The sequence below is a fragment of the Candidatus Zixiibacteriota bacterium genome, from assembly GCA_019038695.1.
Classification (GTDB): Bacteria; Zixibacteria; MSB-5A5; order GN15; family FEB-12; genus B120-G9.
This window is the reverse complement of sequence record JAHOYZ010000023.1, coordinates 100287-126897: the sequence shown is the minus strand read 5'-3', so window position 1 is coordinate 126897 and position 26611 is coordinate 100287. Positions and strand designations below refer to the sequence as shown.

The window sequence follows — 26611 nt, the reverse complement described above, 5'->3', positions numbered from 1 at the left end:
AGCACCAGGTTACGACAGACCTAACATCAATGTTAACAACGGCGAACCATACGCATACGTCAAGTAGCAAGACACCAGTCGTCAAGCCGCAGACCGCTATTCGATTCGATCCATGAACGCCGGCATAGCATCGAAAAAAGCTGTCGACATCGCCACTACTGATTGACTGACCAAACCTTTGATCTTAAGCAAATCCCCCCCCACTATACCTATCCGATGGCAAGGCACATTGCCATCTTTGAACAACTTCTCAATACCTGATGCTTTGTCAGGTGCACAACTGATTATCACCCGTGATTGCGTCTCACCGAACAGGAGAGCATCGGGGCGCATGTCGTCATTCAGTTTGATATCTGCACCTATCTGATTATCCTTGTCTGACACACAGCACTCGGCCAGAGCAACAGCCAGACCACCGTCACTAGCATCATGGGCTGATTGAATCAGGCCTGTTTGAATAGCTTTGAGTAATGCAACCTGCAGTTTTTTCTCAAATGCCAGGTCCAACGGTGGTACCGCACCCCGGTTCTGCCCATAGACCGTGTGAAGATACTCCGATGCTCCCAGGTGTTCCGTGTTGTCACCCAGTAGAAAAACAATGTCTCCGGTCTCCTTAAACGACTGGGTAGTGACATGATCGATATCTTTAACCAGCCCGATCATGCCAATAGTAGGCGTGGGGAATACTGCTCGGTCGGGATCTTGATTGTAGAACGAAACATTGCCACCCGTTACCGGTGTATCGAATACCCGACAGGCCTCGCCCATACCAGCCACCGCCTCAGAGAAACCGTAGTAGATTTCAGGTTTATACGGATTCCCAAAATTGAGACAGTTGGTAATTGCCAACGGAAGTGCTCCGGAACAGACGATATTACGAGCGGACTCCGCCACAGCACTTTGTGCCCCAAGCCGCGGGTTGATGTAACAATAGCGACCATTGCAGTCGGTGACCATAGCCAGTGCTTTGCGTGTTTTTCGGATGCGGAGAATGGCAGCATCGGATCCCGGTCCTACGGCTGTATTGGTACGGACCATCGAATCATACTGATCATATACCCAGGCCTTGTTACATATATTCGGAGCCGCCAGCATAGTCAACAAATCGGCATTCCAGTCACGGTCGGTGGCATAGTCGGTCATGTTGAGCTTGACGATCTGATCCATATAAGCCGGTCGTTTGGTTTCGCGATGATAGATCGGTGCTCCGCCACCCAGCACAAGCACTTCCGATGGAATCTGTGATACGACTTCGCCATGCAGCTTCACGGTAAAAAGACCGTCCGAAGTTACTTTGCCGATAATCGTCGAATCCAATCCCCATTTGTCAAACACCTCGGTCACTGCCGCTTCTTTACCCTTTTTCACACAGACCAGCATACGCTCCTGCGATTCGGAGAGAAGCGTCTCATAAGGGATCATGCCCGGTTCACGCACGGGAACTTTGTCGATATCGATCTCAATACCGGACTCCCCCTTGGCGGACATTTCAGTGCAGGAGCATGTGATCCCAGCCGCGCCCATATCCTGAATACCAACAGCAAAATCTTTCTGAATAATCTCCAGTGTTGCCTCGACCAGCAACTTCTCGGTAAACGGGTCGCCCACCTGCACCGACGAGCGTTTTTCTTCGGATTCCTCGGTGAGTTCTTCGGAGGCAAACGTCGCCCCGTGGATTCCATCGCGTCCAGTGGTGGAACCAACGATCATGACCGGATTGCCCTCACCCTTGGCCACGGCGGAAATTATGCCATCGGATTTCACAAGTCCAACCGCCATAGCGTTGATTAAGGGATTGCCGGTGTAGGCTTCATCGAAGTAGACTTCTCCGGCCACCGTCGGAACGCCAAACGAGTTGCCGTAGTCACCAATGCCGCGTACGACGCCGTCCACAAGATATCGAACGCGAGGATTATCCGGTGAGCCAAAGCGCAGGGAGTTAATCGATGCTATCGGACGAGCGCCCATAGTGAAGATGTCACGCAGAATGCCACCGACACCGGTTGCCGCTCCCTGGTAGGGTTCCACGGCAGAGGGATGGTTGTGTGATTCTATCTTGAACACGACCGCTAACCCATCACCGATATCGACTGCTCCTGCGTTTTCCTCACCCGCTTCGGTGAGCAGGTTCTTCCCTTCGCGTGGGAAAGTCTTCAGCAAGGCAATCGAGTTCTTGTAGGAACAGTGTTCCGACCACATCACTGAGAATATACCCAGTTCAGTGTAGTTGGGTTCACGCCCAAGGATTTTCTTAATCCGAGCGTATTCTTCCTCGTTCAGTCCGTGTTCCGTCACCATCTCCGGTGTGACCGGCGGTTGCTTGTAGGCCGTTTCCAAAGCACCTCCTTCAGTTTAAGGAGATGAATATAGTGGGGAAGACACCTGCGGTCAACGTTGAGAAGTAGCTAAAAGGAAATGAGCCGGTTGTTTGTCTTCCAGAAGAATATCGAATGTACTTAGAAACAACGAGGGAAACGGAGGTTTGGCGGAAGATCGGTCTCATGCACTGTGATCTCATTCCCGTACCGATCACGGTCTGGAGTTTCCAGGTTACTCATACCAGCCAATGTCCAACCACCGGGATGGTTCCGAAAAAGAAGGAAAGTATGCCTGACCTGTGACTGCTGCCGCCCCAGATTAGTCCCCGGGCCTGACAGGGACAGGCGAATATAGTCACCGGAGGCTTTCAACTCTCGGTAATTGAGAGTGTCAAGATCGGGCCAGTTATGATAGTGCTGCCTGATGTACGAGGAGATCGAAACGTACCCGTGTTGGCGGGCAAGAATTTGCAGGTCAGCCGCTTCAGTTGGATCGAGTAATGCGAAAAATCGCTCCTCATTGTGCTCCATCGCAGCTTGTTTCAACTCTGAAAACGTTGCCTTGAGGCTATCGACTACCATTGGAACAGCAGGTAAATCCTGCTTCTGCTTGCACCCGCTGGTTATTAATAGCAACCCAAGAAAGATAAGTGTTCTTATTTTCACGCATCAGACTCCGTTTTCGGTTTTATCGACCCGGTCTGACGCTACCATTAGAGTGACAAAAGAGATGGAAGCCTTGCTCACAAAAAAAAGAAGCCTGCTAGTGGGCATAATCGGGGGCAGAGGGGGAAGTCCCAGACCATGTGGATCCAATAACAGACTTCGAAATGTCACCACATTATAAGAACCGATTTCCCGTTTGTCAATCTCTTTGGTTGTTATCAGGAAAGGGCGAGGGTGGACAGGACAAGTTTCGAGAGCATGGCGTCTTGAGGAACTAACGCACGCTTGTAATGCACTGTATCACAAAATGTTATAAACAGCGTTCAGTCTCGACATGGTCTTGATAAGATATTGTGAAGTTATCCTCTGATCAGCGCCTGTGGCATTGCTCCGGCTAAACGACACCAATTTCCGGCTAGATCGTCGGAAAAAAACGAAAAACAGAATTGAACAGACGTTTTGGCATAAGCGTTAAAAAAACAGAAAAGGACTTCTTTTGGGGTTGTGCATAACACTTCCCCCATATATATTCTTTGACTGAAACTGAGAATGTGAGGAGCAGATTGAATATGACGAAGATTGCTGTATGTGTTGTAGTAGTTGTTGTTGGTGCGTTGATTGCCAGTTGTGCATCGGACATAGTGTTGCCGAAGCCACCATCACTGGCTGGTAGCTACTACGGCTGGTATTCGAGAACAGACGAAGGTGGCAGTGGCGTAACTCAGGAACAGCGGATTCTCTGGATATTCACGGATCAGAAGTGGATTCTGGATGTTGATACCGATAACATGACGGATTTCTGTATCTGCGAATCTTCGGGTCGGTACGCACTCGAAGATAGAGTACGGCTGACAGTTGATGCCTCTGATCCGTTGGGAGCGTTGTGTGTAGCGTGTATTGAGAGTCAAAATCCGGTCGGTCTGTTTGAATTGGATCGTTCTACCGACACGCTCAAGCTGAGACAGTTGCTCGACGAAGGCGCCGGTTCGTCGATCCTTGTAGAAATCAAGCTTCTACCTGTAGCGAGTACCGAGTAAGAAGGTGCCCACACCTTAGCATAGTCATTCTTGATTATGCAAGAGTTTTTGGCAGGGATGATGTCCCTGCCTTTTTTTATTAAACACGATTGTGTCGTGTTTCAGAATTATCGGCGGCGCTATTTCCGGACCTTGTTGGCATATTCCCGAACAAAGGCCATGCGACCGTCCAGCGCAGGGTGATCGTAGAACCAGAACTCAATGATGGGGTGCGGGGAAGGATCGGACAGATTAAATACTGATAGCTTGTCAAAGGCGAGAGCCGCCGATTCACCATCGATATCCGTGATGTCAATACCATAAGTATCGCAGGTATGCTCCATGTAGCGGCTGGCCCCGTTTGTAATCGGTTGAAATACGAAGGTGATAATTGACATGAATATCAATACAAGCGGCAATGAGGCAATATCAGCCAGACGGTCGAATTTGAAACGCTGCTTGAAGCGCCCTATTACTATGTGAATAACCCGATCAGTCAACCAGAGCGCGAACATTATGAACACCACAGACAATGCCAATCCCCACCATATATGCTGTTTCACATAGTGGCCCATTTCGTGACCCATAACGAACATTATCTCATCATGAGTGAAATTGTCGATCATTGTGTCGTAGAGAACAATCCGTTTCGACCCGAACATACCGGTGACATAGGCATTGATCTTGGTTGATTGCTTTGAGCCGTTGACCTGAAAGACATCCGCTCCATCGATTCCAGCCTTAGAAGCCAGCGTTTGCAGCTTGATTTCGAGCTCCTTGTCTTTCACCGGTTCGAACTCATTGAACATGGGGGCGATTACAACCGGTACGAGAACAACCAATAGAATCAGGAATGGAATGGACCCGATGGAAAATGCCAACCACCATCTCTTCATACAACCCACGAGCCGATAGAAAAACCACATGGGGATAATGGTAATGACGGCCAGAATCAGGAGGCCGAGCAGATCTTCCCCCCACCACTCCATAAAGGTCTGGTTCATGAAGCCGTAATTTGATTCAACAACAAAACTACGGTAGATAGAAAACGGCAAATTCAGCAGGTAGTCAATAACCAGAACTAGAATTACATACAGCCACATGATAAAGAAACGGGCGCGAGCAATCTGCGCCAAGTTGCGAAGCCGGGCAGATAGCCCCGAGAACAAAATAACAGCCAAGATTCCAATACCGATAAAGAAATTAACAAAACGCCAGATGTTCTTGAACCGCGAATATTCAATCAGTCTCTGTTTGCGTTCCTGGGACATAGGATAAAGAGGAGTCTCGGACTCCATCTCTGTTGCAGTGACAGCTATCACCTCAGACGCAAGTGAGTCATTAGCCGGATTGGTCACACTGTCCTCTACTGTATTGATTGACATATCCTCTGCAGCCACTGTCCTTGAGATCAATGTTACCGATAGCAGTATTAGAGTCAGGAGGGCGAATTTTGACATGATATTCTCCAAGCTTGAGGCTGGGGATCTCGATCTGAAAGCAAGTATACGGAGAACTCTAGTCAGTTGCAACGGACAACATTTGACATCTGTGAGTTTATGGACAGAACATTGATATGAGCTTTTCTGGTCGAGGAGCTTGACGGTCTAGTTTTTCTATATATATTGTGACATAGGTTTTAGTGGAGAAAAGTATTCATACCGACTGTACCTCGCTTAGAAATCCAGCCGCCTGATGGAGCGACAAAATGAACATCGGAGGAGACATGAAACGGACCGTTCTGAATGTAATGGTATTCAGCTTGGTGCTGATGCTGTCAGGGATTCTGGTAGCCCAACCACCCAGCAGTTATGATCTGCGGGATGTTGGCGGTATCAACTACGTAACAACGGTGAAAAATCAGCAGGGCGGTACTTGCTGGGCTCACGGCGCCTTTGCCGCTATGGAAGGCAATATGCTAATGACTGGAGCCTGGGCGGCGGCTGGCGAAGCAGGCGAGCCGGCTCTGGCCGAATATCACATGGATTGGTGGAACGGGTTCAATGTACACAACAATGACGATGCGTCTCCGCCTACTGGAGGCGGCCTGGTGGTTCACGAAGGTGGTGACTACATGGTTACTCAAGCCTATCTGAGCCGGCGCGAGGGAGCAGTCCGGGAGATCGACGGACAGTCGTATAATGAACCCCCGTTGCGATTCGACACAAGCTATCACTACTTCTATGCCAACGATGTGGAATGGCTGGTGGCCGGACCCAATCTGGAGAATGCGGATGCCATCAAGGAAAAGATTATGTCCGATGGCGTGATAGGTACCTGCCTCTGTTACGACGGTTATTTCATGGATGGCACTGTTCATTATCAGCCGCCCAGTAATAGTCTTGATCCCAACCACGCTGTTGCAATAGTAGGGTGGGACGACAACAAGCCCACTCAGGCTCCGAACCCAGGCGCATGGTTAATCAAGAACAGTTGGGGATCGGGCTGGGGCGAGAGTGGTTATTTCTGGATATCATATTATGACAAACATTGCTGCCAACACCCTCAGATGGGGGCAATTTCCTATCAGGGTGTCGGCCCCATGCCGTACGACTACGTTTACTACCACGACTATCACGGTTGGCGCGAAACCAAGACCGATGCTGTCGAGGCGTTCAATGTATTTGTTGCCGGGGGAGGACAGAAGCTACAAGCCGTAAGTTTCTATACGGCCGACGACAGTGTCGATTATGTTGCTACGATCTATAGTAGCCATGAGGATGGCGAATTGGCGAATCCCCTGTCAACCATGTCTGGCAGAGCCGGATTAACCGGTTTCCATACGATTGATCTTGACGATCAATTCATTCTCAAGCAGAGTGATACTTTCTATGTCTACCTGCATCTGTCCCATGGCGGGCAAGCCTATGATTGTACTTCCGATATTCCGGTTCTGCTGGGTGCGAACTATCGAACAATTGTCGTTTCTTCGGCTAATCCGGGCGAGAGCTTTTACCGATCCGGCGGCGACTGGCTGGATTTATATGACTTCAATAATTCCGCCAATTTCTGCATCAAAGCATTGGCCGAAGTTGGGCTTGGATTCCAGACAGATACGCAGGTTGGATGGTTACCGCATAATGTCGATTTTACATCTACTTCCAAACTCAATCCTGATACCTGGACCTGGGCTTTTGGAGATGGCGATTCGTCTACCACCCAGAATCCCAGTCACACTTATACCGAACGTGGTCTCTATGATGTCACGCTGGAGATTAACGCGGCAGGTGACATTCGCTCTCTGACCAGGCACGGTTATATTGCGGCTGTAGCCGATACGATGGAAGCTGATACCGTCAACTGTTCGCCAGGACAGCAAGTTGTAGTGACCATCTCGACCTACAATTCTATACCGACTCGGATTACAAAGGTACCGATCGATTACTTCGGCGATCTCGACCTTACCCTGGACTCTGTCTCTACGGTTGGATGCAGGACTGACTATTTTGACACAATTGTAGTAAACCACAGTGACCCATGGGGGAAGCACGAAACATTCTCACTGATCAGTTCCGAGGATGGTTCTCAACCGGAGTTGCCTAGCGGCGAAGGGCCAATTCTCAAGGCCTACTTCACAGTGGATCCTGGCGCTGCCTGGGGTGAGTCTACGACAATTAACGTAGGCGGCTACAGTTCATACATACCAAGTTATTTAGGAACAATGGCCGAATACGATATCCCGGGAAAACCCGGACTGGTAATAATTGGCAGTTGCTGTGAAGTTCGTGGAAATGTGGACGATCTCATGGAAGGCGAAGGTCCAATTAATATTGGCGACCTCACGTATCTTGTGGGCTATCTATTTACTGGCGGTCCTCCTCCTCCGTGCGAGGATGCCGCCAATGTTGATGCGCTTAGTGATTCCGGTGGTCCTATCGATGTAGCCGATTTGACCTATCTGGTAGCCTATCTCTTCACCGGTGGACCACCACCGCCTGATTGTTAGCGATAAGCCTACGAAAAAGGCCGATCCCTTTGGGGACCGGCCTTTTTTATTTTATACCTGGATGCCTGGTTAGTCTAATGATTGCCTCCTGGGGATGTCCGGATTTCGAAGGTCGCATCGCTCTGATCAAACAACAGACCATCCTGAGTAATGACCTTCAGTAGAAAAGTCCCAGAAATAGCTCCCTCGGGATTTAGATACCAACTATAGGATGTACTGCTGACCCCGGAGACAAGCGGTACCCACTGTAATCCATCATTACTGGAGAGGAAGATGTCAAAGCTTCCCTCCCATCCATAAACAGTCCAGTCAATCAGCCGGGTTTCGCCCCAGTACCAAATCTCACCACCGTTAGGACTGGTAACAGTAAGTTCTGCAATCGAGAACCAACTATCCGAAACATCATTACAGGCTGTGTTCGAGGCTTGAGTGACTCTGAGCCGGGTTTCCAATCCGGCATAATCCGGCACTGCCCATGTATAAGAACCGGTATTGGGAACACCAACTGCAATCGACTGCCAACCTTCAGGTTCGATGTAGATATCGACCGCCTCAATTGACCCAATAGTCTCCCACTTGATATCTACACTGCTGCCGACTTCAAGAGTCTCCCCACCGTTTGGATAAGTCACCTTGAACCCGGCAATTGTAAAGGGTGCATCACTCTCATCGAGTAGCCCCAGTTCGGTCCCGTAGGCCCGGATGGCTCCATTGTTGGTAGGGATATTGGGAACGGTCCAGGTGTAAGAACTGCCATAATTGGATGAGGAGATCAGCGTCGAGTCCGCCCAATCAGTGCTTGAGAAGTAGAGATCGACATAGGGGGCGCCATAGGCATCGAATACAGCAAATTGGATTGTCTGCATGCTGCCAACCAGCCATTCTTCTCCACCATTGGGAGACAGTATCTGAACGCCTGTCATGGTCAAGCCACTAATTTCAGCGAGTGTCTGCTCATCATCGGCATCGCGGAAGCGCAGTTTGAAAATACCCGAGGGGATATTCTGCGGTACTGCCCAGCGGTAGGAACCAGTGTTGGGAACGATAGCAATATCGTGCCAGTTGGAGCCGCCATCCTGGCTATACTGGAGTAGCACACTGCCGGAATTACTGCCGCCAACAGTCCACGATATAGTAGTATCCGCGCCGCCGATAAGCTCATTCTCAACGCCCGGGAATACAGGGGTCAATGATTCATGCACTACCGAAATCTGCCAGCCAAGCGTGTCCATCGGACGGCCATCGGCATCAGCATCCATCACTCCGACTTTCACACTGTAATTGAACCCCAGGTCCCTCGGGTAGAAATCATATGATCCGGTATTGGGGACTGGGACCGAGGTGTAAGATATGGCAGACGAGGCTGTATGCTCACGCCACCAGATCTTGACCTCATCAATTCCCTCCGATTCCCAGGTAATTGGAATTGCCGTCGAATCGGTGCCGTCCAGATCGTATGCGATCTCGTAGGCCCAAACCATCGTGTCCGGTCCGGTTAGTTCGATACCACCCAACGTGAACGGTTCACTGAGCCAGATGCACCCGCCGCTTATGTTTTGCAGACCAATCCGGGCTTGGGTGGAGAACAGCGTATCGTAGAGTGAAGCTGCCTGCGAACCAGCAGTAACACTTGCGAATTCGTAAGCCGTGTCCACAAAAGTAGCGCCGTTGTCCAGCGAAAGGTAGTAGTTGAGAGTGCTGCCGTAATTGGTATTAGCTGGGTGAGCGTAAGTCCATATGACTGTCCCAAGGGGGCCTTCAAATCCACTCGTAGATTCATTGGGAGTTATGACATCAATATACGGCAGGAGACGAAGTGTGTCGTAGGCGGCGTTGCCGGAATTGTCACGAATCGTTACAACCAGGAGATCACCCGCGCCGCAGACACCAGCAGGGACTCTGATGAAAGCGCCGTTGTCATTGCGGTAATCGCTGTTCCAGGTCCAGTTCACCGATGACGCCGGCAACACGTAGTTTTCATCACCGCCCGCTTCAATGAAAGAGAAGACAGGGTTGCTGGTTGTCTGGCAGTATTCGAGCGTACGATCAAGGCTTATGGAATCATCAATGAACTCAGTTCCAGGGATGTTGTCGGCATCGCCATATGTGTGGACCATTTCGAATACGGGTGGAGTGGAATCGCTGAGGGAAACATACGGCGTGAAGAATGGTCCCATTCCAAAATTGTTGTATGCTCGAATGCTAAACTCTATAGCAGTTGAATTACAAAACGGTGTCTGAATGGCGTCGGATAGATCACTGTCGAACTGAGTCGGCAGTGTTACCCATGCCTGTTGAAACTGAAGATAGTCGGCATGGACTACATCAGCGACCTGGACAAAGTCAGTATTGAGTCCGTTGTCTCGTGCGTAGATATAATAACCAGTTGCCCCGTCCAGGTTTGACCATCGGAATGCTATCTGAGTATCATCCCAGTCGGCTTTCCAGCCAATCCCCATGCTGTCATAATCAATATCGAACTCAGCTATTCCGATCTGAGGGAAGAAATAGACCGAATCGATATTTGATATTGGCGACATGTTGCCGACCGTGTCACTGCTTCGAACGGCAAAGTAGTTCCAGCCATCCGGCAGATCGTACACCCAGAGAGATTCCGATGTGCCCGCCACATGTGGAGTTGGTTCGCCAGCCACCTGCAAAGCCGAAGTCCAATCAACAAGAATACTGTACTCGTGGGAGTACCGTATATCGTACTGATCTACCGTACCGATATCACCATCATCCCCCGGTGCCGTCCACGTCAATAGCACGGTACCGGTTGTGGAATCCGCGATCAGTAGATCTTCGATAGCAGTCGGTGACATGACGTCTCCCGTAGTAGTGAAACGCCAGTTGTCCGACCAATCCGCAGGTCCATAATCATTGTGAGCCTGTACTTGCCAATAGTATGTCGTAGCGTGGGTAAGATTGGTCAGCTGGTACGATGTTGTCGTCAGGTTGGTGGCGATGATCCACGTCGGGCTGAATGAGACATTGGTCGATACTGCGAGATCATACAAATCTGCGCGCTCGCTGGCCTGCCAGGTCAGGAGTACGCTCAGGTCGGTCTCAGTAGTCATGTCCGAAGGCGTAAGAAGAGCCACCACTGCTGGTAAAGTGTCCGCAACCCAGGTTGTGTCTTCCGTTATCCGTGCCAGACAACTGTCAAAGATAAACGGCTCCTCGATAACCGGCACTCCCCCATCAAGGGCATACATATTCACGGTATCAATTCTTAGATAAGTCGAGTCCACAACACCGACAATATCACGAGCCACAAACGAAAGCCCGGCCAGAGTAGCACTTCCGCTTGAGTCTACCAGCAACACACTGCCATCAATGTACGAAATGTTGATCTCTGCATAGGATGGATCTGCTTCAACGAGGGAATAGGAGAAATCAAGATGGCTTGCATTGAAGTGGGTATCCGGCTCAACACTTACCGATTTTAGTACAGTCGAATCATAGTATACGCGGAACGTCAGATCGTACAAATCCAACACATTGAAAATGCGAGCATCGACGCTAAACGCCTTCCCTTCATCAATCTCTACATAACGTGGCTGCAACTTGAGAAGGGAGACTTCCGGTTCCAGCATAACCTGCACAGTGATTGTGATATCAGGAGTCACTGCCGTAAACTGCTCTCCCCGGTACAGCACATTCCCTTCAGCGTCCAGGGCTTCGACAATAAAGTGTCGATTTTCTCCGACTGGAATTTCCAGCGTATCGCCAAACACCAGTCCCTGATCTTCATAGACCGGAATCATCACATCGATGGAATCCATGTTGTCGCCGGTGACAATTATGTGTAACCGGTTGATCATTTGGCTCAGCTCAGATGACGCCAGTTTGAAGCTGAGATCAACCGAGGGTGCATTGGTCGTGTTGACACTTCGATTGGTACATCGTGGCAAAATTACCATCAGAAATGTAATCGCTGTCAGCAGTGACAGCCAGATGAGCCAGCTTGATCGATATTTGTTGGGCATGGGTTCCCTTCCTTGGTACCGGATTCCTCCATTGGGCACTATGGTAAATAACCTACGAGACAGTCAGTCCGGTCGCAAGGTCTTTCTTGGTTAGCAACGCGGCAATACACTCCGTAAAATATTCATGGATATTATATTAGCAGAGTAATAATGTGGTCAGTCTATAACAGACAACATGATATGTGTCACTATCAATAAAATTGAATATTCCGGTCTATTTGTTGTATCTTATGTTAGAGAGTAAGACAGGAGATTATCATGTCAGAGACAATCTACTACTTCATCATTGCGGCGATCCTGGTAGCTTTGATTCCCATAGTACCGAAATTTCTTTGCCTGAGGATCAAGATACTCCGCTTCCTGCGTTGGAAATCACTGGCCGATTGGCACGCACGGCATTTTGGTGGCTTGGTCATCGCCGTGAGAGCTATCATGGGTGTGATTGCAATAGTGGTTCTGATCCTTGGGATCAAAGGCCTATAGCGAGTTGGGTCACTTGTTTACCATTTAACCATCAGCTCTGCCTATCTTCAACCGACAATCGGTAGGCATCAATTTGAATGATTTTCATTATCTCGATGGATTTACAATCCTTTCCCTCGACGGCAACCTTCATTGTCTGATTCAGAATCCTTGATGAGCAAATATGTCGATGTCCAATCCAATATCCTCAAGTCCGAGGCAAATGGAATATCGTATATCTCTCTATGGTCTGCGAAAAGGCAGCAATCCGGTTACACTGTCGGTTACCGTACTTAAGTGTACAAGGCGATAATCGAAATATTTTGTTGTTAGCCGTTAGGGTCCGGTCGATATTAGTTTAAAAGACCAGATTGTCATTAAGTTAATGAACGAGACCAAGGTAGAAGCCGTGGCAGAGAGTATCAACTATCGAAAGCTGATAACAAAATCCTCGATATATATGCTTGGTGTGCTTATCTCCAAGGCGGTCGGATTCGTTATGATACCGATCTATACCCGGTATCTGATCCCGGCTGACTACGGGGTGATGGAGCTTCTTGCCATGACAACGAACGTTGTTTCTATGCTGATAGGCATCGGGCTCGCTGCCGCGGTATTAAGGTTTTACTACGACTACGATAGCGAGAAGGATCAGAACGAAGTTGTCTCCACAGCCTTGTCTGTTTCTTTGGTGTTGTTTGGTACGGTCTTTGGACTTTTGGCTTTGAATAGTTCTCATGCCTCTCAACTAGTTTTTTCGACCGATGAATACACACATCACTTTCGGGTGATCTTTGTTACCATGATGTTATCTGCGGGCATAGAAATTCCAATGATTTATCTCCGTGCGATGCAGAGGGCTGGGTCTTTTGTCACTATCTCGATGGTAAGGTTGGTTATTCAACTGTCGTTAAACATAATAGCTGTTGTTGCCTTGGGATTGGGCGTACTGGGGATATTGTACAGCTCACTGATTAGTTCTATTGTTGTTGGCGGGTACCTCGTGGTGACCACTTTTGCCAAAACAGGGATTTCAATTTCTTTGCCAAAACTCAAGGTTATGGCGCGGTATGGTTATCCTATGGTGTTTTCTTCAATCGGCGCATTTATCCTGACATTTTCCAGTCGCTATTTCTTGAACTACTATTCCAGTCTTGACGAGGTTGGCATATTTGCTCTCGGTTTCTCATTTGGCATTATGGTTTCGTTTCTGGTTAATCTGCCCTTTGGACAGTTCTGGGGAGCAGAGATGTTTGTGGTCGCCAAGCGCAAGGATGGCCCTGAGACGATTTCAACTGTCCTGACATACAAGATTCTGATTTCTGTTCTCTTCTGTCTTGGGATGTCACTCTTTATCAAGGAAGTGATTGAGTTCATTGCCGATGAAGCCTACTGGCGTGCCTGGGAATTTGTCCCGGTCATTTGTGCGGCGTATGTGGTGGCTGGCATGAGAGAGCACACCAATTGCGGTATTCTCATAACCAAACAAACCAAGTACGGTGCCTATGCTGCGGGCATAGGTGTTGTCGTCATGATTGTACTGTGTTTCCAATTGATACCCCGGTACGGAGCGATGGGAGCGGCGGTCGCGACTCTGGTAGCCGGTTGGGTCCGGTTCCAACTTCTCCATTGGTACTCGCAAAGACTCTTCAGAGTAAATTATGATTGGGGAAGAATCCTGACGGCGATTGGATTGGCGGCAACGCTGGTAGTCGCGTCATATTGGGTGAAAGGCGACCTGGTTGCTGTTCTTGCGATAAAGTCGGCGATGTATCTGTTCTTCTTGTTCGTGCTCTTCTGGAGCGGGTGGATCCGACCGCGCGAAAGAGAAATAATCATCAAAGCAGTTCGTAATCCCAGGGCTGTGCTAAATTCTTTTCGCACGGTGGGACAATGAGTGAATATCCAGTAAGTGAGAATAGTGGGCCTTCGGACTCACCGGGTTCGAAAGTCAACTTGAACAGAGCACCCGATCTCGTGGATGAATCTTCTCGTATATACATGAAGGCTCGGCATCTGTGGATTGCTATCTTGATAATTGTGGCGGTCGGACTTGGTATCGCAGTCCCATACGTTGATGGTATGGTACTGGTATTGCTCGTCATTATTGTGTTGGCGGTTGCCCTGACGATTATTCACCCCATCGTGGGCTTGATAGCCTTCACGATTGTCAATTTCATTCGCCCGGCTGATCTTGTTCCGGCGCTGGAGGCTGTTCCGCTTGCCAAGTTGGTGGGTGGCGGTACATTGCTCATCATGGTCGCGCAGGCAATCATCCGAAGAAAACTGTTTTTCAGGTATCGACAAACCTGGGCAATTACCGGCATTCTCATTACTCTATTTCTTTCGATACCCATGTCCTATTGGCCGAGCGCTTCTTTGCAAGTAGCCGTTGACTATACCAAGATCATCCTTTTCTACATCCTCATCATTAATCTTGTAAGGAATCTTCAAAGGCTGAAAGTCATGTCATTGATTACACTTGTCTGCGTGCTCGTGTTAGCCATATCAACGCTGGAGGGCTATTTCTTGGATGGAGGAAGAGCCGCATCTGCAATTGGTGCGAAGATGTTTGGCGATGCCAATGATGCCGCCCTGTTTTTTGTAGCGGCATTACCGCTTTCAGCCTTCTGGCTGAGAATACGTTCGCACGCATACATTGGTCGCATAATGTACTGGCTTTCAGTGGCAGTACTTTTTTCTGGAACAATCGTCACTCAGTCCAGGGGCGGATTCCTCGGATTGATAGCAGTCTTCTTTTTCTACTTCCTTCGTCGCCGTAACAAAATAGTAGCAGCGATAGCGATCGTACTAATGGGAATCATTGGTTTTGTTGCCCTGCCAACTGAAATTACTGATCGGTACGAGACTATAGCCGAGCCCAATCAGGAGGCATCAGCTTCCGCCCGGTTACATACTCTGGGAGCAGGGTTGAATATGATGCTCCACAGACCTCTAAATGGTGTAGGTGCGGGGGCATTTGAAACAGCCTTCGGTACTGATTTTCGGCCAGCAGGCTATCTTCCATCCAAGTGGAATGCTCCTCATAACACTCTGATACAGGTGGGTGCGGAAACAGGCCTGATTGGTCTGGGTTGTTTTCTGTTTCTTTTCTTCTTTACAATTCTCCAGTTGAGAAGGATGACGTTTGAGAGGAATGAACTGGACGCCGATGAGATTGACATGAGAGAAATTAGGGACATAATTTATGGTAGCATGATAGGCTATGGAGTTTGTGCCTTCTTCCTTACTCAGGCACACAATTATTTGCTCTACTATCTAGTTGCGGCCACTATAGTTCTGGTCGATTTATACCAGGACAAGGATCGTGAAAGAACAGAGGCATCCTATCTTTCGGTGAAAACTGATGAGTAGTGCTTCCACATCATATGACTCAATCAGGATAAGCCTGGCCGAAACAAGCGATGCCGGTCAGTGGGACACTTACCTGGCAAATCATTCATCTCGCACGTATGCCCACAGGTTTGCCTGGTCCGGAATATTCGAATCCGCTTTTTCCGCCAGACCATTCTATTGGATTGCGCGGCAGGATAATCAAGTTGTAGGTATTCTGCCGTCAGTGTTGTTAAGCAGTTCCATATTTGGTCGGTTTTTAATCTCTATGCCATGGCTTGACTATGGCGGGCCTCTGTCTGATGCTATTGAAATTGATATTGCCCTGGTCGACCGGGCGGAAGAAAAGGCCAGGGAGTTTCAGTGTAAATTTGTGGAGCTACGAGCGATCTCTAATCAGCTTCCAAATGTTGTAGAGAAAACCGATAAGCGACAGTTCCATCTTGGACTTAGTGATGGAGAAGAATCCGTCTGGAAATCATTCGACGCCAAAGCCCGCAATCAGGTGCGCAAAGCAGAAAAAAACGGGCTGAAAGTAGAGTTTGGTGGCCCTGAGTTATTAGGCGAGTTCTATCGGATATTTTCCCGCAACATGAGAGACCTCGGCACTCCGGTTTGGCCAAGGAGTCTATTTCGAAAAATCTTTGAGCAGTTTGGTGAGGATACGGAACTGGCTTTGGTTCATAAGGGTAACAAAGTAATTGCGGCTGGCCTGCTGGTTCACTATGGGGATTATTCCGGAGTCCCTTCGGCATCGGCGATTCGTGACTACCTTAGCCTTTGCCCTAATAACCTGCTGTACTGGGAAGTAATCAAACGTTGCATTGAACGTGGCTCCAGAGTCTTTGATTTTGGCAGAAGTTCCGAGGGTGCCGGAACTTATCGCTTCAAGAAGCAGTGGTTGAAGGAACCGAAGATACAGACCTGGCAATATCGCCTCCTGTCAATTGACTCTCTTCCGGAGTTGAATCCAAGTAATCCAAGGTTCAGAATGGCCATATCAATTTGGCGCAGAATGCCAATATGGCTTGCAAATATTATCGGTCCCAAAATAGTGACGAAACTACCGTAGTTAGATGTTTAATACACTTCCTCCAGCAGGTATACCATTTGGATGGCGCTTTGTTTTTTCGGCCGCGGCCGATAAGCATGGCGAGTTCTCGAGAGCAATTGAAGACATGCTGGGAGGGAAAACTTCTCTCACCATGAGCGGTAAGGCAGCCCTCTATCTCATTTTGCGCGCCATGCATCGACTACGACCTGAGAGAAACGAAGTAATAATACCTGACTACACCTGCTGGACAGTTCCTGCAGTAGTGGTACGGGCTGACCTCCGTGTGAAAGCTGCCGATATCAGTCTGGTCAATTATGGGTTGTCACCGAAGGCGGTCGCGCGAGTGGTCTCTGATAAAACTCTGGCTGTGGTTGCCACCCATTTGTTTGGAATACCCTCGAACATAGACTCGATAGAGGACACATGTAGAGATCAAGGACTGTTTTTAATCGATGATTCTGCCCAGGCGCTGGGAGCCAGTTTGAACGGACGATTGATGGGGAGCTATGGGGATGCTGCATTACTAAGTTTTGGAAGAGGCAAATGCATTACAACTGTACACGGTGGTGCCGCCGTCATCCATAATGAAAGCGTTCAATCGCAAGTTGAGGATGTTCTTGAGAGAGAGTTTCAACCGGCGGATTCCTCTCCGCTTCGCGACATGTTAGAACTGGGTGTCTACAAAGCCTTTTTCTCACGGCATCTTTTCTGGCTCCCGGACAACCTTCCGTTTCTCGGATTGGGAGAGACTGTATATGATACATCATTTCTCCTGTCGCGCATGACAGAGGCTCGCGCAGGTCGAGGAACGGAAATAATTACCAACCTAAAATCGATTAACGATATTCGCAACAGCAAAGCACAAACATACATGGAACTGCTTGGCGACAATCAGGATTTGACACTTCCGGCCAAGGCCGATTTTACATCCGCCGCCTGTCTTCGCTTTCCACTACTGATGCCGGACAGGGAAGCGGCCACAAAAGCAGGCGAGTTGGGACATCATCTGGGAATCTCCCGGATGTATCCCGGAACTGTCAGCACCATTCCAGCATTATGCGCAAACCTGGCCGATGGTTCACCCGGCAATGTCAACGCAACTATGGTTGCTGAACGTTTGATTACTCTGCCAACGCATCATGGAGTGGATTCAAACGATATGGAAAGAATTGCCGATCTGTTGAATATGATTATCGCTAACAATCGCTCCAGCCGAGTGACAGAGAAATAACTGCATTATGAATACAAAGGAAGCCAAAAAGAGATACGACCAACTCGCCACTCCAATTGTCTGTTATGCCGAAGACTGGGCAAGGCTTCCTTCGTCAACCCAGCATCTCATGCGTGGATTGTCTAAAACTCACAAGATTCTGTGGATAGACTCACTCGGGCTCAGGACCCCGTCAGCCACTCCGGGGGACATGAAACGGATTATTGCCAAAATTATGAAGAATTTTGCCGGGGCGAAAGAGGTCGAACCAAATATCTTTACGATGGCTCCGATAGTTGTGCCGATGTTTCACCTGGCTATCGTTCGCTGGGTCAACCGACTACTGCTGAAGCTGTACATCGGTCGATTCCTTAGAAATCACCAAGTACACACGTTCATACAGTGGTCGTCCTGCCCTACATCAGCAATAATGATCGGCGCTCTGAAGGAGGCGGCCAACGTTTATTACATCGGAGATGAGTTTTCCGAGTTCACCCAGTTTGATGCCTCTCTCGTACATCGCCTTGAAAATGAACAAATGGTGTCATCGGACTTGATGTTCGTGGTAAGTGATCGGCTAATGGAAACGAAGTCCAGATTCAATCCGCACATCAACAAGATTCCGCACGGATGCGACTTTGAGCATTTTTCATCTGTACAGAAGCTGACGAAACATGACATTCCACAGGAGCTGCGACGGATCAATGGACCGGTGATAGGCTACTACGGATTGATCCGCGACTGGTTTGATTTTGAAATGCTAAAGAACATATTCAGCCGACGGAAGGATTGGTCGCTGGTTCTGATTGGCCCCCATGATACGGACCTCTCTCTGATCAACAATCTGCCCAATGTTCACCTGCTCGGTCCCAAACCTTATGAACAGCTACCTTTCTATATTCGCGGATTTGATATCTGTCTGATTCCTTACCGTAAGACAGAAATAACAGTGGCGGCCAATCCACTAAAATTGCTGGAGTACTTGAGTTCCGGGAAACCGGTGGTGAGTACAGACCTGCCTTCGGTGCATCCCTACCGCGAGGGTCTGCAGCTGGCAGATTCTGAGGCAGAGATGGAACAGGTGTTGGCTGACACTATTGACGGAAAAAACATACCCCCGAAAGAAGTCGGTATGGAGATAGCCCGCACTAACTCCTGGCAGTCACGGATTGAAAAAGTGGAGCAAGCAATGGAAAGGGATGTCTATCCACTAATCTATCCGGACAGTCATCAAGCAAGACCGGTTGTTCTACACCTGATAGCTGGGATGGGAATTGCGGGAGCTGAGAAAGTATTGCTCAATCTCCTGTCTCAGTCATCAAGGTCGAGTTACGATTTGAGAGTCGCATCTTTCGTTCGCAAAGAAGATGGCGCTGGAGTGGAACTGCTGAGAGCGTCGGCGAAATTGGGTGCGGTTGTGGACAGAATCCCTATTTCGATCAAGAAAGGCTGGGATATCTCCAACCTTCTTGCTATGCGTCGACTGATAAGGAGACATGGGGCAGAGATAGTACATACTCATGGATATAAGTCGGATATTGTTGGATCTATAGCCGGCAGATGGGCAGGCATACCGGTCGTCGCTACTGCTCATGGATTTACTTCCAGCGACGGACGGCTGGGACTGAATGAGAAGATCGGCCGGATGTTTCTGAAACGAGTTCGAAAAATCATTGCCGTATCGAAAAACGTCCAAACTGTATTGGTCCAGACCGGTATCAATGAAAACAAAATACTTACAATACCCAATGCCGTGGATTTTGAATACTTTGCAGGTGAGGCCGAACTTGACTTCCGTTCCGAATGGCAGGTTGCCGAAGGCGAGATACTGATTGGGACGGCTGGCAGACTATCATACGAGAAGAACCAGCTTGATCTCATTCGTGCTTTTTCAAAACTGGCTCCAGAACTTATGCGTAAATGCAAGCTGGTTATTGCGGGCGAGGGAGAATTGGCTGATCAGCTTGTACAGGCAACTAGGGACAGCGATCTAACAGATAGAGTTATCTTTCCGGGGTTTGTCCATGATATGCGTTCATTCTACAAAGCTCTCGATCTATTCTGCTTGCCATCAATAGTAGAAGCCTCACCATTGACAGTACTTGAGGCGGCTGCCACCGGATGTCCGGTTATTGCTTCCAATGTAGGTTCGATTGGAGAATTAATCATCGACGGAACAGATGGTTTCCTGATCGAGCCAAAGGACAGCTATCATCTCGCTGCCTGCCTCAGCCTGCTTGCTGGTTCCAGCCACAAATTGGTTCAGCTCGGAGCTCTTCTGCGAAATAAGTTGCGCAAGGATTATGACCTCCACACTTGGTCAGACAGGATATTTGCTGTCTATGATAGTGTCAGGGCTGACAGGAGCTGATTGACACCACCACAATAGTTAGTTGCTTAAAAAACGAGATTGGTAGCATTTGAGGAGAAACAGGTGCTGCCAATAATCCGGTGGACTTTTTCTTGCAGACATATGCACCTTCTGGTAGGTGGTGAGCCACATTTTAGAGCCGCACGAACTCCTGCCCAATACAGGAAGTATCACTCCCACAAGTAGTTATTCGTCCTTTTGAGGGATAAATGCCTCTTGGCACAGATATTTCTTTACCCTTCGGGTGAGGACATGTAAAAAATGGAAGCAACCTTTAGTAACATATTCAGTGGTGGTTGGTACCCCATGCTTGCCGGCTTACTTTGCATGTCGATGTTTTTCGCCAGGGCGGGTCTGCGCGACATAACCAGCCAATTCCTGGAGGGCTTTCTTTTTCTGGCTCTGGCGGTCTTCTTTTTCTGTGCTCATCTCTACCTGTTGCTTGACATGTCTATCCAAAGTTCTCTGGGCAGTCTGGCTGCTGATCTTAATATTTGGCAATGGCTGGCGCTCATGTATGCACCTTCGCTGGTTTTCCTGTTCATTGTGATGAGTGCCATGAATTTCTTCACCAGGCAACATCGGGTCGGAGTTGTGAAACTCTTCTTTGGATTGACGCTCATGTGCTACCTGTGGATGGTAGGTGGTCACTGGCCAGCCGATTGCAAAGGTATTCTGGCTATGATCTATGGCGGTGTGTGGTTCAATCTCGAACTGCGAACGGCCTAGCAATCTTCCTTTTCCAGATACTCCTCTACCAACAGACAGTTCATCATGGCTTCATGGTTAGCTCTGGTGTTATACAACGCTTCTGGTAGGCCATCGGACAACTCAACAAACTCAAACGAATCGAATTCTTCCGCAGGCAACGAGGAACGCAATCTGATGGAGAGTTCGTCCTCTGTCAGTGACGTACGAATAAGGCAGAACAGTTGCGGCTTCTCCCCCCGGACTATCTCGCGCGCCCAGGCCAACGGCTCGATACTGAACTCGTGATCTGCCAATCCCAATTCCTCTCGAATCTCCTGTGAAAGGCTCCACCGGCTCAACTCCGCCAGAGTTCGACAGGAAGTTGTGAAATCAATCGATCCGGCTGCTGATGGCCCCACGCTGTTTTCCAGTGACGCGAGATTTCCGGATCGATGCACAAGCAACAGGCGGGAACGTGCGGGCGTCTCGGCAATTAAGATACCACAGACACCTATACAAAGCGCCAGGGGGTGGCTCTCCAACACTGAGTTCGGGGTCATTCGCTTGTAGTATTCACGAAGGGTTCCTCCGAATCCATCAAACAACGGATCAGGTTCATCGAGAGCAAAACAACTTCCCGCAAAGACACCGTAGGTACAGGCCTTGACGGTTATGGAAAAGGGGGATTCAGACATATTGGCGGCCGCAACTTGCATAACCAATGGTCCATCGTAGATACGTCCCTGTTGCCGGAGACAAGTCTCTATTTTCTCGGCGAATTTCCTTATTGTCGGATTTATGAGACAGTATTCCCCCGGTTCATACTTGATCTCAACCGCTTCAGGGTCGATCCTCTCGCTACCGAAAAAACGTATCACGTCGAAATATCCGGAGTCATAGGAGCGGTTGCGCCCTACTCGCCTGACCTCTTGATCCTCGGAGGAACCAAAGTATCTGTCGATGAAATCGGTTAGTTTATCATAGTCCAAAAGCATGTCATCATCCCAGGAAAATAAGCGTCACGCCAGCAACTGCCAATATTGCCCCTAGCCAGGCTCGAAGTGAGACTTCTTCGCGATAATACCAGATCAGCAATGGTAGCACAGCTATGGGTGTCATCGAGTTGAGCGTTGCGGCCACACCGGTCGCAATATACTTGACTGCCACTAATGACAACCAGACTCCAAGAAACGGTCCGACTATTGCTCCTCCGGTGCAGAAAGTCATGGCGGGGCGATTTTTCAGAGCACGTATCACCAGGGGTAACTGGCCACGAATAATCGCCAGCAACCAGATTCCGCCCAGACCGACAAGCATCCTTATAAACGACGCCGACATCGGGGATAGATCGCCGCCGGAGTGAACCATGCCCTGTTTAGCCAGTACCAACCCGACCGCCTGCCCAAGCGCCGCACCGAGTCCAAGCAGGATTCCTTTGGTCAGTGAACCTTTGTCCGGGTGGTCATCTGTAACCGCGCTGGTCTGCCCGGTAGAATACTGCCGCTCCATCACTACCCAGCTCACACCTCCAATAGCTACAGCAATCCCCAACAGGTCCCAGCTTCCCAATTTCTCCCCGAGGAAAACCCAGGCAATGATTGTCGCCATTATTGGAGCCGTAGAATACAGAAGTGTTGTCAGCCGGGGGCCAATCATCACGAGCGCTTTGAACCCAAGCCCATCTCCAATGGACAGTCCGATCAAGCCCGATAATCCCAGCCATGTTAATTGCTCGGTGTTGAGATCTTCCGGCCAGGGGGTACCATCAAGAATTGTCAGGACTATCGAATAGATAATAACCGCCAACAGCAACCGGATACAGTTGACTGCAAACGATCCAATCCGCTTGCCCGCCTCGGAGAATAGAATAAAGGTCATGGCCCAAAACAGGGCGGTACTCAGTCCGGCTATTTCACCTACATATGGCATGAGGGAATATAGACCCTCATCAAGGGCTTTGCAATCGTCATGAGGTTATAACGGGCAGGGGCGGCGTACTGCGCAAATCCACCCACCATGCTACGATTAGTCTACGGACTTGGTCGTATCTTGATCTGAATAATAAGTGCAATCAAGGATATCAAAGAAATCGAGGATGTACCCCGAGTTCACAACTCCGGCTATACCAAGATCGTGAGTTTTGATGACAACCTCGTCTCTTGATTGAACGATTTCTTTCTGTCCTTGCGAGTTCGAGACAATTCCGACAATAAAACCGGGGAGTGTCTTGCCTTCTGACCTCTGAGCAAGTAACACTGGCCCACCGCTGTTCCCTTTCTTGACTGGGCCATCAATGTAGTATACCGGATTGCTGCGAAATGGTAGTATTGGATAAGACGCTATTATGCCACTCCTCACCAAAGGGAAGTCACCTTGCGTAGATGCAAATCCCCACGGATAGCCAATGAAATACACTTCGTCACCTGTGTGCAACTCAGCATCGGCCAATGCTGAATCACTTACAAACATACTTTTGCTCATGATTTTGGGGTCAAGTCTTGGGTCTTTGGGCAATGGAAATCGCATACCGGCAAGATCAATATTGGAATCAGGATGAACGTGGTATAGCGGTATGCTATCCTTCCTAATCTGGATCGTCCATGGATGGACTTCCACGAGGCCCGTACCAGTGTATCTCCGCAGGAATATTTGCACGCTGTCAGATCTTATTGAATCAAATACGTGCCGTGCAGTAACAATTGCCGGAATCCTCCTTAGTGAATCCACTGGGCAACCAATAAACAAGCCTGTACCATAATGCCCATCGAATCCTTGAATCCGATATGTGCATCTTACCACATGCTCAGTGTAGAAAGCAGGCGAATCGAAAGCATCATCTGCACTAGCCTTCGCTCCCATGATTGAGAGTAGTACGAACCCAACTAAAAGCAGTAGTATTCTTGCCACCTTTCCCCCCTACTCCTCCCTTGCCACTCGTGCGACGTCTGTCACGAGGTCATCGTCTTTGAGGGTAATCAATCGCACACCTTGAGTGTTGCGACCAATGACACTGATTTGTTTTACCGCCTGACGATTCGCAATTCCGTGTTTCGTGATCAGGATCAACTCGTCCTCATCCAGCACTTCCTTGATCGCTACTACTTCGCCGTTGCGTTCTGAGGTCTTGACATTGATAACGCCTTTGCCGCCACGATTGGTAATACGGTAATCATCAATCGAAGTCCGTTTGCCGTAACCGTTCTCCGTCACTACCAGCAGACTGCTGTCGCGTTTGACCACCACCATGCCGATGACATAATCTTTCTTAGCCAGATTGATCCCTTTGACGCCATAAGCCGTGCGACCCATTGAGCGAACTTTCTCCTCGGAGAATCGAATCGCCATTCCCAACCGCGTTGCCAGAACAATCTCGTAGGAACCGTCGGTGAGCGAAGCCTCGATCAATTCGTCATCCTGTGGCACATTCATCGCAATGACACCAATCTGGCGCGGATGCGAAAAGGCGTCCAACTGAACTTTCTTGATAATACCATTGCGAGTCGCCATCACCACATACTGCTCCGATGAGAACTCGCGCACCTTACAGAACGCCGTAACAGTTTCGCCGCGTTCCATCTTGCACAGATTCACAATCGGCTTCCCCTTAGCCAGTTTGCCGCCGGTGGGGATCGCGTACACTTTTACCCAGTAGCATTTCCCCTTGGTCGAGAAGAACAAAATGTAATCATGCGTCGAGGCAATAAACAAATGCTCGGCGAAATCATCTTCCTTGGTCTTGATCCCTTTAACACCCATACCGCCGCGTTGCTGACGACGATAGGCACTCACCGAAAGACGCTTGACATAACCCAGGTGAGAGATCGTTATGACCATCTCTTCCTCGGCAATGAGGTCCTCAACCGTCAGGTCATCGGCCGCTTCCTGAATCTCGGTCCGGCGGTCGTCGCCAAACTTCCTGGCGATAGCCATAGTTTCATCTTTGATAATCTGCATCCGCAACGCCTTGGAATCGAGTATAGCTTTCAGCGCGCTGATCTTCTTGATTAGTTCGCGGTACTCTTCCTCGATCTTCTCTCGCTCAAGTCCGGTCAGGCGTTGTAACCGCATCTCCAGAATAGCAGTCGCCTGGATTGCTGAGAGCTTGAACTTCTTCATCAACCCGGCATGAGCCGTCGGCGTATCTTTGGATTTCTTGATCAGTTGAATGATGGCATCGATGTTGTCCAGAGCAATGCGATACCCTTCGAGAATATGCGCGCGTTCTTCCGCCTTGCGAAGATCGTATTTGGTGCGTCGAACAACAACTTCGTGACGGTGCTCCACGAATGAATCAATGAGCTGTCGTAACGTCATCGACTTCGGTACGCCATGATCAAGCCCCAGCATATTGACCGAAAATGTTGTCTGCATCGTCGTGTGCGAATAGAGCTGATTGAGTATCACTTCCGCCTGGGCATCACGCCTCAGTTCGATGACTATCCGCATACCGTCACGATCCGATTCGTCGCGCAGATCGGTAATTCCTTCGATTTTCTTATCACGAGCCAACTCGGCGATCTTCTCCAGCAGGTTCGATTTATTCACCTGATAAGGAATTTCGGCGACGATAATCATCTCCTTGCCACTTTTCATGCGTTCGACGACTGCCTTCGCACGCACGGAAATGTGTCCCTTGCCCGTAGTATACGCCTGATGAATCCCGGCGCGACCGTTGATAATGCCGCCGGTGGGAAAATCGGGTCCCGGAACCAGTTCGATCAAATCTTCATTGGTGGTTTCGGGATCATCAATCACCTTGATTATTGCTTCGCTGATTTCGTTGAGATTGTGAGGGGGAAGATTGGTAGCCATCCCGACGGCGATACCGGTAACGCCGTTGCATAGCAAGTTGGGGAATCGGCCGGGAAGGACAGTTGGCTCCTGGCGGGTGCCGTCGTAGTTGTCAATAAAATCGACAGTCTCTTTTTTGAGATCGTCGAGCATCTCAACCGCTACCGCAGTTAACTTTGCCTCGGTATAACGCATCGCCGCCGCACCGTCACCATCGACCGAACCGAAGTTACCCTGACCATCGACAAGAGGATAACGCATATTGAAATCCTGCGCCATTCGCACGAGCGTCGGGTAGACAACCTGTTCGCCGTGGGGGTGATAGTTACCGGAAGTATCACCGGCGATCTTGGCGCATTTGCGATGAGCCTTGCCGGGGTTAAGGCCAAGATCGTTCATCGCCACCAGAATGCGACGGTTGGACGGTTTGAGACCGTCGCGAATATCGGGCAAAGCGCGGTTGGTTATGACCGACATGGAGTAATCCATGTAGGAGTTTTTCATTTCCTCTTCGAGGAAAACAGTCTCTATTTTTTGTCGTTCGATATCCATAATTAGTGGCAAATTCCTTTGCTAAAACAGACCAAAAAACACTCAGCTATGTTGACTCAATAAGGTACGAATTATGCTATCTTGAGGCAACAAAAACAGGCTCTAGGGACGCGATTTATTGTGGTGCGGTACAAGGGGTTATGGAAATATTTCGTAGGGTTGGTGGTCCACAGCTTGCTGTGGGTTCTG

Annotated in this window: 17 protein-coding genes; 9 read left to right on the top strand and 8 right to left on the bottom strand. The window is 49.2% G+C overall.

The window, feature by feature from the left end; all coding sequences use genetic code 11:
• Positions 1-96: 96 nt before the first annotated feature.
• The gene (purL, locus tag KOO62_08225; protein MBU8933981.1) at positions 97-2298 is read right to left on the bottom strand and encodes a phosphoribosylformylglycinamidine synthase subunit PurL; all 2202 of its coding nucleotides are present in this window, start codon (positions 2296-2298) and stop codon (positions 97-99) included.
• Between the two features lie 158 nt (positions 2299-2456).
• Positions 2457-2984 (bottom strand): hypothetical protein, encoded by a 528-nt coding sequence (locus KOO62_08220; GenBank protein ID MBU8933980.1) that lies wholly within the window; start codon positions 2982-2984, stop codon positions 2457-2459.
• A gap of 569 nt (positions 2985-3553) precedes the next feature.
• Here KOO62_08220 and KOO62_08215 point away from each other — a divergent pair.
• The gene (locus KOO62_08215; protein MBU8933979.1) at positions 3554-4021 is read left to right on the top strand and encodes a hypothetical protein; all 468 of its coding nucleotides are present in this window, start codon (positions 3554-3556) and stop codon (positions 4019-4021) included.
• Between the two features lie 119 nt (positions 4022-4140).
• Here the strand turns inward: KOO62_08215 and KOO62_08210 are convergent, their stop codons facing one another.
• Complete coding sequence (locus KOO62_08210) at positions 4141-5460, bottom strand: M48 family metallopeptidase (protein ID MBU8933978.1); 1320 nt, start codon at positions 5458-5460, stop codon at positions 4141-4143.
• 266 nt (positions 5461-5726) lie between these two features.
• On the opposite strand from KOO62_08210, the gene KOO62_08205 reads away from it, so the two are divergent.
• Complete coding sequence (locus KOO62_08205) at positions 5727-7946, top strand: PKD domain-containing protein (protein ID MBU8933977.1); 2220 nt, start codon at positions 5727-5729, stop codon at positions 7944-7946.
• Between the two features lie 74 nt (positions 7947-8020).
• Here KOO62_08205 and KOO62_08200 read toward each other — a convergent pair whose 3' ends face one another.
• Positions 8021-11938, bottom strand: a complete 3918-nt coding sequence (locus KOO62_08200; protein MBU8933976.1) for a hypothetical protein — start codon at positions 11936-11938, stop codon at positions 8021-8023.
• 258 nt (positions 11939-12196) lie between these two features.
• On the opposite strand from KOO62_08200, the gene KOO62_08195 reads away from it, so the two are divergent.
• The 7 genes from KOO62_08195 (at position 12197) to KOO62_08165 (ending at position 21118) form a co-directional block, all read left to right on the top strand.
• Positions 12197-12421: a hypothetical protein gene (locus tag KOO62_08195; protein ID MBU8933975.1), complete on the top strand. Its 225-nt coding sequence runs from the start codon at positions 12197-12199 to the stop codon at positions 12419-12421.
• 364 nt (positions 12422-12785) lie between these two features.
• Positions 12786-14297 carry an oligosaccharide flippase family protein gene (locus KOO62_08190; protein MBU8933974.1) on the top strand — a complete coding sequence of 504 codons (1512 nt, stop codon included), beginning with the start codon at positions 12786-12788 and terminating at the stop codon, positions 14295-14297.
• Positions 14294-15775: an O-antigen ligase family protein gene (locus KOO62_08185; protein MBU8933973.1), complete on the top strand. Its 1482-nt coding sequence runs from the start codon at positions 14294-14296 to the stop codon at positions 15773-15775. Before KOO62_08190 ends, KOO62_08185 begins: the two co-directional genes overlap by 4 nt.
• The gene (locus KOO62_08180; GenBank protein MBU8933972.1) at positions 15768-16826 is read left to right on the top strand and encodes a FemAB family PEP-CTERM system-associated protein; all 1059 of its coding nucleotides are present in this window, start codon (positions 15768-15770) and stop codon (positions 16824-16826) included. The genes KOO62_08185 and KOO62_08180 overlap by 8 nt, the downstream gene beginning before the upstream one ends.
• Before the next feature lie 4 nt (positions 16827-16830).
• Positions 16831-18039 carry a DegT/DnrJ/EryC1/StrS family aminotransferase gene (locus KOO62_08175; protein ID MBU8933971.1) on the top strand — a complete coding sequence of 403 codons (1209 nt, stop codon included), beginning with the start codon at positions 16831-16833 and terminating at the stop codon, positions 18037-18039.
• A gap of 7 nt (positions 18040-18046) precedes the next feature.
• Positions 18047-20389 (top strand): glycosyltransferase, encoded by a 2343-nt coding sequence (locus tag KOO62_08170; protein ID MBU8933970.1) that lies wholly within the window; start codon positions 18047-18049, stop codon positions 20387-20389.
• A 261-nt stretch (positions 20390-20650) separates the two neighbouring features.
• Complete coding sequence (locus KOO62_08165; protein MBU8933969.1) at positions 20651-21118, top strand: hypothetical protein; 468 nt, start codon at positions 20651-20653, stop codon at positions 21116-21118.
• Here the strand turns inward: KOO62_08165 and KOO62_08160 are convergent.
• The 4 genes from KOO62_08160 to gyrA form a co-directional block, all read right to left on the bottom strand.
• On the bottom strand, positions 21115-22074 hold the full coding sequence (locus tag KOO62_08160) for a hypothetical protein (protein ID MBU8933968.1): 960 nt from the start codon (positions 22072-22074) through the stop codon (positions 21115-21117). The genes KOO62_08165 and KOO62_08160 overlap by 4 nt on opposite strands.
• 4 nt (positions 22075-22078) lie before the next feature.
• The gene (locus KOO62_08155; GenBank protein MBU8933967.1) at positions 22079-23008 is read right to left on the bottom strand and encodes a DMT family transporter; all 930 of its coding nucleotides are present in this window, start codon (positions 23006-23008) and stop codon (positions 22079-22081) included.
• Positions 23009-23104: 96 nt separating this feature from the next.
• Positions 23105-23986 (bottom strand): serine protease, encoded by an 882-nt coding sequence (locus KOO62_08150; protein ID MBU8933966.1) that lies wholly within the window; start codon positions 23984-23986, stop codon positions 23105-23107.
• Positions 23987-23995: 9 nt separating this feature from the next.
• Positions 23996-26422 carry a DNA gyrase subunit A gene (gyrA, locus tag KOO62_08145; GenBank protein ID MBU8933965.1) on the bottom strand — a complete coding sequence of 809 codons (2427 nt, stop codon included), beginning with the start codon at positions 26420-26422 and terminating at the stop codon, positions 23996-23998.
• Positions 26423-26611 lie beyond the last annotated feature (189 nt).